Origin of the sequence: Oxynema mangrovii CENA135, from assembly GCF_016632315.1 — a bacterium.
GTDB lineage: Bacteria > Cyanobacteriota > Cyanobacteriia > Cyanobacteriales > Laspinemataceae > Oxynema > Oxynema aestuarii.
The window spans coordinates 1,755,884-1,770,137 of record NZ_JAEOXH010000001.1 but is presented as its reverse complement, the minus strand read 5'-3'; the positions used below and the strand labels follow the sequence as shown (position 1 = coordinate 1,770,137).

9 protein-coding genes are annotated in these 14,254 nt (G+C 51.5%); 2 read left to right on the top strand and 7 right to left on the bottom strand.

Going from position 1 to position 14,254, the window contains the following annotated elements; translation table 11 throughout:
- Positions 1–884: 884 nt before the first annotated feature.
- Positions 885–2,333 carry a HAMP domain-containing methyl-accepting chemotaxis protein gene (locus tag JJD41_RS06985; protein WP_200665295.1) on the bottom strand — a complete coding sequence of 483 codons (1,449 nt, stop codon included), beginning with the start codon at positions 2,331–2,333 and terminating at the stop codon, positions 885–887.
- A 46-nt stretch (positions 2,334–2,379) separates the two neighbouring features.
- On the opposite strand from JJD41_RS06985, the gene JJD41_RS25225 reads away from it, so the two are divergent.
- Positions 2,380–2,502 (top strand): hypothetical protein, encoded by a 123-nt coding sequence (locus JJD41_RS25225; protein WP_255547232.1) that lies wholly within the window; start codon positions 2,380–2,382, stop codon positions 2,500–2,502.
- Here the strand turns inward: JJD41_RS25225 and JJD41_RS06980 are convergent.
- The 4 genes from JJD41_RS06980 to JJD41_RS06965 all read right to left on the bottom strand — a co-directional run bounded on the left by JJD41_RS06980 (position 2,499) and on the right by JJD41_RS06965 (position 9,021).
- Entirely contained in the window at positions 2,499–3,956 is a 1,458-nt protein-coding gene (locus tag JJD41_RS06980) for a methyl-accepting chemotaxis protein (RefSeq protein WP_200665294.1), read from the bottom strand. The genes JJD41_RS25225 and JJD41_RS06980 overlap by 4 nt on opposite strands.
- Positions 3,957–4,631: 675 nt before the next feature.
- Complete coding sequence (locus JJD41_RS06975; RefSeq protein ID WP_200665293.1) at positions 4,632–5,954, bottom strand: methyl-accepting chemotaxis protein; 1,323 nt, start codon at positions 5,952–5,954, stop codon at positions 4,632–4,634.
- A gap of 163 nt (positions 5,955–6,117) precedes the next feature.
- Positions 6,118–7,194 (bottom strand): chemotaxis protein CheW, encoded by a 1,077-nt coding sequence (locus JJD41_RS06970; protein ID WP_200665292.1) that lies wholly within the window; start codon positions 7,192–7,194, stop codon positions 6,118–6,120.
- A 111-nt stretch (positions 7,195–7,305) separates the two neighbouring features.
- Positions 7,306–9,021: a CheR family methyltransferase gene (locus tag JJD41_RS06965; RefSeq protein ID WP_200665291.1), complete on the bottom strand. Its 1,716-nt coding sequence runs from the start codon at positions 9,019–9,021 to the stop codon at positions 7,306–7,308.
- A gap of 77 nt (positions 9,022–9,098) precedes the next feature.
- Here JJD41_RS06965 and JJD41_RS06960 point away from each other — a divergent pair, with 77 nt between their 5' ends.
- Entirely contained in the window at positions 9,099–9,281 is a 183-nt protein-coding gene (locus tag JJD41_RS06960; protein ID WP_200665290.1) for a hypothetical protein, read from the top strand.
- A gap of 162 nt (positions 9,282–9,443) precedes the next feature.
- Here JJD41_RS06960 and JJD41_RS06955 read toward each other — a convergent pair whose 3' ends face one another.
- On the bottom strand, positions 9,444–10,637 hold the full coding sequence (locus JJD41_RS06955) for a response regulator (protein WP_200665289.1): 1,194 nt from the start codon (positions 10,635–10,637) through the stop codon (positions 9,444–9,446).
- A gap of 513 nt (positions 10,638–11,150) precedes the next feature.
- On the bottom strand, positions 11,151–13,859 hold the full coding sequence (gene adhE / locus JJD41_RS06950) for a bifunctional acetaldehyde-CoA/alcohol dehydrogenase (protein ID WP_200667126.1): 2,709 nt from the start codon (positions 13,857–13,859) through the stop codon (positions 11,151–11,153).
- Between the last annotated feature and the right edge of the window lie 395 nt (positions 13,860–14,254).

Sequence of the window (14,254 nt, the reverse complement as noted above, 5' to 3'; positions counted from 1 at the left end):
AGTACGGGAATGGAGTATCCCAAAAGAATACGAGTACGAAGATTTAAGCGATCGAACATGGGTATTACCTCGATTATCTTCAACAAATAGATGAATTTTGATAGGGCGATCAAAATTATCTCTATATTCTGGCTTCACTCAGCTACGGAGATCTCCCTCGATTTCCGTGGTCACCGGAATGACAGCTTGTTTGAGCCTACTTCATTGTGAATTAAACATGCTATCTGTAGCAATTTTATCTGACTTGTAAAACTTATTGACAATGCGTATTTCCTATAAAATTTACGATCTCGATTCATCGATCTAAGCTATCATTCCTGTGAAAATAATTCATTCACTCAAATCAAACTTTACCCACGGTCAAATTGGGTTAAAATTTTATCTCCTTATAATTCCAAGCGATCGAGGATAGCTATATTTGAGTTGTGAACTTTTTTGAACACTATCGAACCCGTAGTGATTATTTTTTCAATATTGCGATCGCTTGACTCGGGGTCTTGACCGATGGATAGGAAGGCTAAAAATCAATTATTTTTGTTTCATTGAATCCGGTTAAATCCCTAAAAAATGGAAAGAGGTAAAGAGTCTTTCCAAGATCGAATAGGTGGGTACTAGAAATGGCAAGCTGTTAGACGTTTAAACTGCATGATTCAAAGAGTATCTTCGCGTAGCGTCTCCGGAGGAGAATCGTTTCTAAAAGCATGAGGATCGATAAGATTTTCGATAGTGAGAGCAAGATACCCACGGTTTTACTCCGATGCATTTCAAAAGAGAAATAGCTTATAAAATATTGTGTTTGCGAAAGTAAGTTAGGGTACGATCGCCCTCAAAAAAATAATCTTCTGCGCTGGACGCGAATTAACTCAATGAGTTCTAAATGGGTTTTAAATGAGTTCTTGAAGCTCTTTAGCCTTGATATTTAAGTTTTCCATCCCCAGTTTCGTAACTTTAATCCCTTGAGCGGTTTCGTTGGCCGAAATATTGACATGCTGCATCGCGTCGAGGATTTGTTCGATCGCCGCCGATTGTTCGCGGGTACTTCTAGAAATTTGTTTGACACTGACGACAACTTCTTCGATCGCCTCGCGAACCCCTTCAAAAACCGTGGCAGTATCTCGGGTAATTTCCATGCCAATTTCCACACTCTTATTGCTTTCGTTAGAAGCCCTCACCGTCGCCGTCAACGACTCTTCCAACTCCTTAACTAGAGTATTAATTTGTTCGGCAGAATGATGACTGCGATCGGCCAGTTTGCGAATTTCACTGGCGACCACCCCGAAACCTTTGCCCTCTTCTCCCGCTCGCACCGCTTCCACCGCAGCATTGAGCGCGAGGACGTTCGTTTGAGATGCAAAATCACTCACCATTGTGGCAATGTTGCCGATTTGATTGGCGCGATTGCTCAATTCTTCGATTTGCAGGCGCATTCCTTCAACTTTTCCCTTGAGTAAGGTCATTTCCTCTAAGGTTTTCTCGACCGCATCCGTGCCTTTTCCAGCCAGATTGAGGGCTTTTTGAGCGCCCTGCGCCGATAAATCGGCTTGGTTGGCGGCTTGACGAGAAGACGCATTTAATTCGTCCACGGAAGAGGTCGTTTGATTGACTGCAGAGGCTTGCTGTTGGGTAATGCGCTCGTGTTGGTTGGTAGTGCTGGCAATTTCATTAGAAGACGTGGCGATCGCATTGACAATATCCTGTAAAGTCGCGACGATCGCCCGACGAATGGTGACAAAACCGACAGGCGAACCAATAATTAAGGCGATCGCCAAAAGCGGAATAAACACCATCAGAGTTTGGCGATAAATCTGTGCCGCTTTCTCCCGTTCGTCTTTGGCAATTTCTAACTGTAAATCGCTCAGTTCTTGAATTTTGAAAGTCAACGGGTCGATGACATTATAGAGCGACCCGTCAAATGCACTCAAGCGATTGGGATCTCCGCTTTGCAGGGTGGCGCGCAAATTGGCGATCGCGGGTTCGGCTTGTTGAAATAACTGCTCGACTTCGCGCGCGACTTGGGCTTCTCGGGGGGTTAAGTTCGTCTGTCGATAGGCTTGCCAATTCTTCTCAATTCGAGCGATCGCGCGATCGACGGACTCCAAAGCCCGACCGCTCGTCCACAGTCCGGCGTGAGCTTTGTTGACCGCATCGATAATCGCCAGTCCGTAATCGTCAGAAATACTTTTGAGCTGCTGCAAGGGAACGACGCGATCGTCGTAAATGGTAGCAACTTGGTGGTCGATATTCGCGAACGAATAGAGCGAATAAATTCCCAATCCCGTTAACGCAATTGTGGGAATTGCGAAACCGATATAAAGCATGTGGCCGAGTTTCATCGTCGATTGTCCTCGATAGTCGATCGATTGTCGTTTCGATCGCCTGATGGCGATCGCCAAGCCACTCCCTCAATCCGGCAAACCGGGAAGCGATCGCTCGGCACCCCATCCGTTGCACCCGTTGGAGCGCAAGGCTCTCGGCGAAAGTGCGATCGCCGATCCCGATTAAATGATCGTTTTGAGCTGTTCGGCAGCTTGATTTAATTGTTGCGTGCCGAGTTTAACTTGAGAAATCCCTTCGGCACTTTCATGAGCGGCGGTGTTGAGATTATTCATCGCATCGACGACTAAGGCGATCGCGCTGGCTTGCTGTTGTAAATTTAAGTAAATTTGCTGGTTGTTGACGGCCATATTGTTGACCGCTTCCTGAACGCCGTTGAACGCTAGAGCCGTCTCTCCGGCAATGCGAACCCCTTCGTCGGCGGTTTTGATCCCTTCCTCGGTGACCATCACCGTAGCGTGAATCGAGTTTTGAATCTCGCTGACGATACTATGAATTTTTTGGGCGGATTGGCGCGAGCGATCGGCTAATTTGCGGATTTCTGCCGCCACTACCGCAAAACCTTTGCCGTGTTCTCCGGCCCGTACCGCTTCCACTGCCGCATTGAGAGCGAGCATGTTGGTTTGATTGGCTAAATCGCCGACTAATTGAGAAATATCGCGAATTTCGCTGGTTTGGTTGCTCAGTTGGGCGATCTGTTCGGCGATCTCGCCGACTTTACTTTTGAGGGTTTCGATGCCATCTTGAGTGGTGACGACGGCTTGCGAACCTTTATCCGCCAGATCTAAGGCTTCGTTGGCACTGTTGGATGCATCTTGTGCCTGTTGTGCCGACTGTCGCGAGGAGGCAGACAGTTCGTCCATCGTGGTCGTGGTTTGATTGACCGAGGAGGCTTGATGGACGGCGGTGCGTTCTTGTTCTTCGATCGCCGTGGCAATTTGTCGGGAGGAAGAAGCGACGGTGCTGGCGGCTTCGTTCATGCGCTGGTTGATGCGCGAGATAATCCAACTGCCGACGGCGATCGCGACGAGCAAGGACATGACACTCGCACCCAAGGTCACGGATAAGAGGGAATCTAAGGCATTCTCTTGTTCCGCTTGTCGCTCTTGGACGATTTTGTTTTCCCGTTGTTGCATTGCTTCGAGAACGTCAGTAATCTCTTCGCTGAGTTCGCTACCTTTTTCGGCTTTCCACAAGGCAATCGCTTCTTGGGTTTTGCCCGCATCGACTAAGGCGATTAATTGGCGGTCGAACTGGTCGAGACTTTCGACTAATTCGGTCATTTTTTGATAGTTTTGTCGTTGCTGTTCGTCAGAAATGACGGTTTCGAGTTCGGCAGCGTAATTCTCGTAGTTGCGATCCGCTTCTTCGTAAGTCTGACGGGAAGTCTCACTTTTTTCCAGCAGGTATCCCCGGGCGGCTCTCGATAATTGCTGGACGTTAAATCCGAGTTTATAAATCAGATCGGCGATGCGATCGGATTCTTTCCAAAGCGTTGCTTCTTCTCTGACCGTGTGAACGTTCACAAAAACTGCCGTTGAAGTCAATAAAAATAAAAATACCGGAAGAGCATATCCTGCAATAATCCAAGATCGGATCCGATAGTGTTTGACATCGAACATTTTTGACTCCTCTTTTCTGTCAAAAAATAAAAATTCAATCTTTCTTGTAGATGGAGAACCCCGATTAAAAATATGAGAGCTTCTGTTTTGAAGATGGCAAGTTAACAATTTTGCCGTACTTGTAATTTTTTGTTGGCTACAATTTTAACTCTATCTAGACCCGAATGCTCTCTTTCTCTATCTTGCCCTAGATACTTCTAAAAAAGGCTATATTTTTATTACAAAAAACAACAAAAATGTTGCCGAGTCGATCGCGGGCGACGATCGAGATCGACCCGTCCGGCAGGGGTTGCCGCCGCATCGTCCTCGGAAGCAGCGACAAGGGAGATCGCGGGATCGAACGGCGAATCCCATAGACAAAATCGGAGATCGGGTCTAGCGGTCGGGCGCGAACGCATCGATCGAGGGAAAGATCCGACGATCGATCGTATTTGAAACATCGCGATCGCGGCAATTTCTATCGAATTTTACGGGGTGGCAATTCTCCTTTAGAGACGCTACGCCAACGCCGGACAGGAAGCAAAAAGAATGACAAAATTTAGAGAATTTTTAATAATTACCCGTCGATAAAATTTGTCTTTTTACAAAAAATTTTGGCGGACAAGCGATTTTCTTTTGGAGACGATGAGCGCGTTCGTTGTTGCCCGCCAGATGGAGAAAGAGAGGAAGCGACATTTAAAATAACTTCTTGAGATCGTCGCTGGCTTCGTCGAGTTCTTTCAGCGAGAGATGGCTTTCTTGGCTAATGCTGGCGATCTGTGCGATCTCACTTTCCAACTGCTCGACGCTGACGAGTAATTGTTGCACCGTCATCGCTTCTTGCTGGCTGTGAATTTCCACTTGGGCGATCGCCCCATCGATCTGTTCAAACGCTTGTTTGAGACTGTCAAAATCTTGGCCGTCGCGATCGACAGGAGACACTTCCCCATTGGCGGTTTCCATCCCGCGCACTAAGGGGGAAATCTGATTGGCGGACTGTTGGCTTTCATACGCCAAAGCACGCATTTTGAGGGCGACCAGGTCGAATCCCCCGGTTGGCGAACCCGTGCGTAAGGCTTCCACTCCCGCGTTGAGGGCGAGTAAATTGGTTTGGTGGGCCAACTCTTGAACGACGCTGGCAATTTGGTGAATTTCGCTCACTTGTTCCCACAAAAAGGCGACGTGGCGATCGAGCACTTCGAGACGATCGCGGCTTCCCTTAATTTGCGAGCTAATTTGATGAGAAGCAACGTTTAACTGTCCCAACAGCGCTTGGGTATCGCTGACTCCCCTAGACTGGCGCTCGATCGCCGCTTGCTGGAGGTCGAGCATGGTTTTGACTTCCCCGGAAAACTTGGCCACACCCCGAAGGGCTTCGCGCAGGCGACGGGTGACGTAGCGCGACACCTGGGCGGCGATCGCCACCGCCACCGCCACCCACACCGACGTGGCGATCCACTGCCAGCGCAACAAACTGGCGATCGTCATTTCACTCTGTCGGTTCTGTTGCGAAAGTAATTGATGCTGAGTGCGCACGAGAGCGGCGATTTGCTGATTTAACTGGCGCATCAATTTTTGGCTTTCGGCGGCGGTCAACGTGCGGATGGCGCGATCCTGCTCGTTTCCCTGGATTAAGGCGATCGCGTAGCGATTGAGGGTATCGATTTGCGTCCCCAAATCGACGATCTCTCGCACCGCTTCGGCATGGGGAGACCCTTGCAGTTCGGCGATCGCCACCTGGGACGAGTTCTCGAATAATTTCACTCCCTCCTCGTAAGACTCCAGCCATTGGCTTTCCGGATCGAGCATGAAACTCGCTGCAGATTGGTGCATTTGTGCGACCGCAAAGCTCATCCGTTCGGAGACGACGAGTAGATCGCCTTGTTTTGCACTTCGATTCACTTGGCGCGATACCGATTGCATTTGCCCGAATGCAATGGCGGCGATCGAGATCGAGAGTAAGACGGGAACCCCGTAGCCCCATAGAATACGCTGTCTTATTTTTAATGGGTTTAACATTCCTCAGTCAGCATCAAGCATACGAAACCTCTTGTCACCATTCATCCCCCCGACAAGGCAATCCAGAATCGATCGGCGACAATGTTATTGGGGTTCGGGCGATCGACAGGCGGCGATCGGTTGCGGGAGGATCCCTCGCAGGGCGATCGCCCCGGGGAGTCTGTCAAGGTTCTTCATCGACGACCAAACATCCGTCCGTGAGGATTTTGGCCAAATCGAGCAGGCTCATCATCCGATCGCGATAGGCGACCGTACCGCGCAAATATTCGTCTTTACTCGAATGGATCGCCGCCGGAACGGGCATCACTTGGGAGGAATGCACGTAAGTCACGTCACAGACTTGTTCGATCGCCACGCCGACGACGAGATCTTCGAGGTGAACCACCATCGCTTTCAAATTAGACCCCAAATCGGTGAGGGGTAAATTGAGCAAATGGCGAAGATCGACTAAGGTGACGATCTCGCCGCGCAGGTTGAGATTCCCCAAAATATACGAAGGACAGCAGGGAATCGGCACGATTTTGTCAATATCGGTAAACTCGCGCACTAAATTCAAGTCCAAGCCAAAGTATTCTCCATTGAGTCCCACGACGGCGATCGGCATCAATCCGGCGAGGTCTTCCCCTTCGGTGCGGGTTTTGAGGTTTTCCGCGCGATCGCGCAAGATCGCCAATTCTTCCTCGGAGGCATGGGGATAAAGGCAGCGATTTTTACGGCCTCGGGGCGCTTCTTCGAGAATTAAACTACTTTCGGGGAGTTGCCCGTTGTCGTCGAGAACCTCGTCGATAAGCGGTTGCACCGATTCCCCGGAATGAATCAAGCGCTGGCAATCGAGGATCGCGACCAATTCGCCCCCGGTTTTGGCGACGCCGCGCACGAGGCGATGGGACTGGGGGGTCGCTTGTCGTCCGTAAGATAATTCGGTGACGATTTCGGCGGCGGCGATCGCCTGGACTTCGTGGACTTGATTGACGATTAAGCCGACTTTATCTCCCTCGCTTTCCAAAACGATAATACTATCGGCGATCCCGTATTCCCCGAGGCCATATCCCAAGCGCAGTTCCAGGGCCATCACGGGCAGAATTTCGCCGCGTAAGTCGATCAAGCCGACGATATCCGGGGGCGCTTCTTGAATGGCGCTTAAGGCGGGTAAGAAAAAAATCTCTTGTACGGATTGGGTCTCGACGCCGTAACGGGCATTGTTTAAGGTGAAAATCAGATACGATTGAATGTCGCTCATAGCTGTAAACCGAGGTTGACCGTCGCGCGGCGAAGGCGAAAGCGTCTCCAAAGGAGAATCGCCGCAGAGCCTGCACCCAAAGTACACCCCGATGCCGTGAGATGCTGCACTCTAGTTGACTTCTCGACCGACTAAATTTTCTAAATACAGCAATAAATCTCGTGCGGTTAGCGGGTCGCGGCGTTTGACTGGGGTGTCGGGGTGAAGTTTTTTAACGATATTGAGGGCAATCAAACGCAGCTTTTTCGCCCGAGCGAAATTTTTTTGCATTTCGTAAATAGACGCTAATTCTAAATAGGCGTAAATGCACGAACTATCCAGGTAGATAATGCGATCGAACCAATATTTTGCCCGTTCTAAATCCCCTTTTTCTTCGGCGATATGGGCGAGGAGATAGTAGGGTTCGACGGAAAGGGGATTGAGATCGCTGGCTTTTTGCGCGGAGGCTTCGGCCCGGGAATAATGGCCTAAGTTGGCGGCAATTCTAGCAATCAGGCAGTGGGCTTCAAAATAACGGGGGTTGAGTTTTAAGATGCGTTCGGCTTGCTTGAGGGCGTCGCCGTAGGCTTTTCGCTCGAACAAGGTTTGCGCTTCGGCAAATAACAGGTCGATCGCCTCGGGTTTGACGGTCAAATCGGCGGGGGGTTGGGTCGCGACCCACTGCGCTTTGGGGGAAGGGGAGGAAAAGGCGTTGGGAACGGCGATCGGCAGGGAGCTAGGGGAGGGATCCGATGCGGGATCGGGGGCGCGGTTCTGACTCAGTTCGTTGGGTGTACGAGGGTTCGCGTTGGCTCGCACTCCAGTTAACGGGGGCGCGGGAGGTCGGGTAAACTGCGCGGATCGTTGGCTGGCAGAACGTTTGAAGGGTTGGGGCGTGGGAAAGGTACTGGTGGGGCGATCGCCGCGTTGGTAAACGACGGATTGGGGGAAAATTCTCGCGTTCAACCCGGGTAGGGGTTGACCGTGCAGTTCGGCGTGGGCGACGATCAAATAGCCGCCGATTCTCAGGGTTTGGGAGAATTTTTTGACGGTTGTGGCGATCGCGCTCGGCTCGAAGTAGACGAAGACGTTACGACAGATAATTAAGTCGAAATCGTATAAGTCGCTGCCGGGATTGGGGAAGGGGTCGGCGAGTAAGTTGCCTTCGCGAAAGGTGACTAATTGGCGCACGGACGGATCGATCGTCCAGCGATCGCCGCGTTTGTGAAAGTAGGTGGACAGGTAACGCGGATCCATGCTGCGAAAGGACCAGGGACTGTACACCCCTTTTCGGGCTTTGGCGATCGCTTCGGCGTTGAGATCGGTCCCTAAGATGAATAGGTCCCAATCGTTTAAATCATCGATGAGTTCTTTGAGGACGATCGCGATCGAATAGGCTTCTTCTCCACTCGACGACCCCGCACTCCATACCCGCAGGGAAGGACGGTAGCTCTGACCGTTTAAATAAGCCTGTTTGCGTTTTTGAATTAATTCGGGAAAAATAATATTTTCGAGCAACCAAAATTGGCCTTTATCTCGAAAAAAATAAGTTTCTCCGGTGGTGAGTAACTCGATCAGTTCTTTCCACTCTTGTCGGGACAGATCGATCGGGCGATCGCCCGTCCTTATGGGGGAGTGCAGCTCGAAGGGATAGCGATCTCCGTCGCTTCGTCCCGTTTTGGTAGCGGCTTCTAGGAGCTGATAGTAATCTTGAGTCGAGGGTTGTTTGCAAGCGTTAATGCGAGTTTCCAGTTTTTTAGATAAGTGTGGATATTCGGAGGGGCGAATTTGCAAACCCGTGTAGTCTGCAATCAACCGCACGAACCGTTCGATGAAATCTACAGTCATTCTTTAAAACCTTTACCAGCCAGAGCGTGTCTCAGAGCAAAATAGGCGATCGCCTCTTGTTCGGGTAAGTTCGTTCGTTGCCACCAAGGAGTGAGATCGCCTCAATCGTTGCGGTCGGTCGCGATTTAAGCGTCGATCGTGACGAGGCTCACCCCCAAGCCGTCCGCTCCGATGCCTACATGCGGCTCTTACAAGAAAACGAACGGCCCGCGCGATCGCGATCGTCCGCCAACACCCCAAGTGCAAAGGGATCGAACTAAAAACCAGCGTCGAGCAACCCGTCGGCGTGGTTCCGATCCCTCCCGAGCGTTTCGCAACGGGCACCCTCGATTTGCTGCGATTGCTTCGATGTCTCTATGCTGTTCTCATTCTAACCATTGTTTGACGATCGCATAGGGGGAAAGGGGCGATCGCCCCCTATTTTAATACTGATATAAGATCTTGCCCTCACTGGGCGCCTGGACGGCGGGGTGTGGTTTGAGGGGAACGTATCGCCGCACCACCTCCAGCCATTGCTTGCGATCTGCTGATTTTCCTTGGAATGCGCAAGCACCGCTTAATTTCGCCCGAATTCGCTCTTTGAATCCTTCGCGATCGCCGATCATGACGATCGGCGTCTTTTGAAAGATCCCGGTTTTCCGCAAAAAACGGCACAGGGAATACCCGTCGGTTTCCGGAAGTGCGGTTTCCATAAAGACAAATGCAGGTCTTTGCTTGACGAGATTGCTCAATTCTCTCAAGGGACTTTGAATGGCGACGAATCGATAACCTGCGGGGACGAGAATGCTTTCTAAGGTGCGCTTCATCGTCGGACTCGGATCGATGCAGGCGACAAGCGGCCCGGGAGGATTCACCGCCGCACACACCAGGCGCAACTGTTCGGCGGGAGAGAGTAAATCCGGTACGTCGCGCAGCTCCATTTTGCCTTGCTCGATGAAATGGTTCAGACTGCGCGCCACGACGGCGATCGGCTGCTTGCGTTTGATCGCAACGTCCCAACAGGTGTTGTGACCGTTGAACAGTTGGGTCATTTTTAAGAGGGTATCGGACTCGCTGGCGCTGGAATAGGGGTTGATGTCGGCGAATACTGGAGCGCGATCGGGACAAATGTCTTCCAATCCCATCCCTTGCCATTGTTGCCACATCCCGCGCACTTTTTGCAGGATTTGGTGGACTTCTCCCGTCGAAAGCGGCAATTCTAAGGAAATTTGCATCGACGGCGGTCGCGTCGAGGCGATCCAGCGAATGCTGAAGTCCGGATCGTTGCGTAAGCTAAATAAAACTTCTTTGAGGATGCTGCGTAACAGAGCTTTAGCTTGGTTGAGGGTCAGTTGTTCTTGCAAGACCGCTTCTTGTAAAACCTGATATTCCCACAGGTTGGTGTTCGAGACTTTATTCGCGTCTACGGAGAAGTTGGGACAGTAGAGTTTGAGCGCTCTTTCCCACCGTCGCACTCGATGCGGCCCCCCGGTAGCGTAGAGCAAGTGACCGAGAAAGAAGTAAAAGGTCCACTGGCGATCGCCTTGAGCCAGCACGAGCCTTCCCGTCGCCTTCTGTTGGCCGAGCGCGATCAGTTTCTTCTCTAGCTTGATACACCCCGTTGTTATGGCAGCCATATGGATTCCGAGTTGATACTCTATTTTTATATTTTATGTTTTTTAAATTGGGTTTGGCTACCGTACTTTTCCCGAAATTCGATCGCCAAAACTTTACTAAAAGTTTAAACTCTAGGGGGTCGTTTTCTCCAGTTCACCCCCGATTCTTTACGAAAACTTTAAAAATGGGGTCTGACCCCTCTTTTCGTCTATAGTCGTGCTGTTTTTATTCGGTTCTCTAGCAAAGCGATCGTCGCGATCGCTCGATTGAAATCGATCGGGGGTTAAGCCTGTAGGGGGTCAGACCACTAAATGATGAGTTTTGGTGATTTTAGCTACAGGAGCGCGATCGGGGAAAAGAGTGCGTTTGAATTCGTTTAAATTCGAGGGAATCGAGGAGATCGCGCCCGTGAGATTGCCGAGGTGCGAGCATCGATCCGGCGTCAATCGTGCCAGCACAAAAAGAGGCGATCGCCCCAGTTCGGAACGATCGCCTTGTTCGCCCCAAAGGGACTCAATTGACGGCGATAACAGCTACGACGCCGACTCCGCCAGAGGGCGATCGCCCGTCTCTACCGTCTCCGAATCAAATTCGCGATCGCCTTTGAGAACCTCCTCTTGAGAAGCCTGGTGGTACATCGACGACCCGACCCGACAACCTCGGAACGCCAAAACGTACAACTCCTTGAGGTCTTGAATCAACGGATAGCGCGGATTCGCCCCCGTACATTGATCGTCGAAGGCGCGATCGGCCATTTCCTCGACCTCCTCGTAAAAGCCTTGTTCTTCTTCCGGTAACACTTCCTTAATCGTCAGCGGAATATCCAACTCGCTTTTGAGATTTTCGATCGCCGCGACCAAATTCTCGACCTTCTCCTCGTCGGTCTCCCCACCCAAGCGCAAGTGGTCCGCAATGCGCGCGTAGCGCCACTTCGCATTCGGATACTTGTACTGCGGGAAAATCGTTTGCTTGAACGGAACGTCCGTAGCGTTGTAGCGGATCACGTGAGAAATCATCAGCGCGTTCGCCAACCCGTGGGGGACGTGGAACGTAGACCCGAGTTTGTGCGCCAGGGAATGACACACCCCCAAAAACGCATTCGCAAAGGCCATCCCCGCCATCGTCGCGGCATAATGAACTTTTTCCCGCGCTTTCGGGTCGTTACTTCCGTTTTTATACGCACTCGGCAAATATTTAAACAACAGGCGAATCGCTTCTAACGCCAACCCATTCGTAAACTCCGACGCGCACACCGAGACGTAAGCTTCCAAAGCGTGGGTCAGGGCGTCGATTCCGCTATACGCCGTCAGGGTTCTGGGCATATTTAACACCAGTTCCGGATCGACGATCGCCATATTCGGCGTCAACGCATAGTCCGCCAGGGGATATTTAATTCCAGTGCGATCGTCGGTCACTACCGCAAACGGCGTCACTTCCGAACCCGTTCCCGACGTCGTCGGAATCGCCACCATCATCGCTTTCTTACCCAACGGCGGCAAGTCGTAAACCCGTTTGCGGATATCCATAAACCGCATCGCCAACCCTTCAAAGTCGGTTTCGGGATGCTCGTACATCAACCACATGACTTTCGCCGCATCCATGGGCGAACCGCCGCCAATGGCGATAATCACGTCCGGATTGAAGACGTTCATCTGGGCCAGTCCCCGGTTGACCGTCGCCAGGGACGGATCCGGTTCGACATCGAAGAAGATATCGTATTTGATGCCGATGCGATCGAGGGTTTCTTGGACGCTGCGGGTAATCCCGAGTTCGTAAAGCGGCTTGTCGGTAATGATAAACGCCCGTTGTTTCCCCGCTAACTCCCGCAAGGCGATCGGTAAGGCCCCGTATTTGAAATACACTTTCGGCGGAATCCGGAACCAGAGCATATTTTCGCGCCGTTCCGAGACAGTTTTGAAGTTGAGCAAGTGCTGGGGTCCGACGTTTTCGCTGACCGTGTTTCCTCCCCACGTCCCGCATCCGAGGGTCAGGGACGGGTCGAGGCGGAAGTTGTACAAATCGCCGATCGCCCCTTGGGAAGAAGGGGTATTGATCAACACCCGTCCGGTTTCCATGCGCGCCTCGAAGTAATGGCGGTGTTCGAGGTTCGACGGCGAGGTGTAGAGAACCGAGGTATGTCCGCGACCGCCGAATTTAATCAGGGCTTCGGCTTTGTCTACGGCGTCGTAAAAGTCCTTGGCGCGGTACATCGCCAAAATCGGGGAGAGTTTTTCGTAGGCGAACGGTTCGCTTTCGTCGATCGCCTCGACTTCGCCAATCAAGACCCGCGTATTCGGCGGAACCGAGATTCCGGCGAGTTCGGCGAGTTTCTCCACCGACTGTCCGACGATCGCCGCATTTAAGCGTCCGTTGACAATGATGATGTTGCCGACTTTTTCTCGTTCTTCTGGATTGAGGAAATAGGCGCCGCGATCGATAAATTCTTGCTTGACTTGTTCGTAAACTGCATCGACCACCACCGCCGACTGTTCGCTGGCGCAGATCATGCCGTTATCGAAGGTTTTACTGAGCAAGATCGAGGAAACGGCCATTTTAATATGAGCGGTTTCGTCGATGGTCGCCGGGGTGTTTCCGGCGCCGACTCCCAGGGACGGGTGTCCGGAGGAATACGCCGCTTTCACCATTCCCGGTCCGCCTGTGGCCAGAATTAAGTTGATCTGCGGGTGTTGCATTAATTGCTGGGACAAGGGAACTGTCGGTTCGTCGATCCAGCCGATCAGGTCCGCAGGCGCCCCGGCGGCGACGGCGGCATCGCGCACGACTTTCGCCGCCTCGCAGGTGCATTTTTTGGCGCGCGGGTGCGGCGAAAAGATAATCCCGTTGCGGGTTTTTAAGGCGAGTAGGGCTTTGAAAATGGCCGTCGAGGTCGGGTTGGTGGTCGGGACGATCCCGGCGAGAATTCCGACGGGTTCGGCGATTTTTTGATAGCCGAAGGAGGGGTCTTCTTCGACGATTCCGGCAGTTTTCTCGTCTTTGTATTTGTTGTAAATGATTTCGGAGGCAAAATGGTTTTTAATCACTTTGTCTTCAATGATGCCCATCCCGGTTTCGCTAGCAGCCATTTTCGCCAGGGGAATCCGCGCGGCGTTGGCGGCGAGGGCGGCTTTCTTGAAGATTTCGTCTACTCGTTCTTGGGGATAGGTCGCATATTCGGCTTGTGCGCTTTTCACCCGCACGATTAAGTCTTCGAGTTCTTGGGTATTGGTGACTGGAATGGTCATATTTCCTGATTTTTGTTTCTGATTTTTGAACGACGTCAAGGCGATCGCGGTTGCTACGATCGCTCCGGTTGAAGGCGATCGCCCCCCGACAAGCGGGTACGCTTGCCGATCGCCCCCTTCGGATTTGCACCCCCGCAAAGCATTGTTTAAAGATCTCGGTTTTTTGCCAGGTTAGCCCGCTCTTTACCGAGTCTTAACTTATGGCTAACTTGGTTGAATTTCCCCCCAACAGGATCGCAAAGCAAGGTGCGAGAACTCGCTTTGCAATTGTTTTCCCTTCGAGCAATCCTCTGCTTTTCGGAGGCGGCTCATCTCCAGGATACAAAATTTTTTAAAAATGGCTACTTTTTTAAACGTTGGTCGTTTTTGTGGCGATCGATTGCAGATTGTTATTA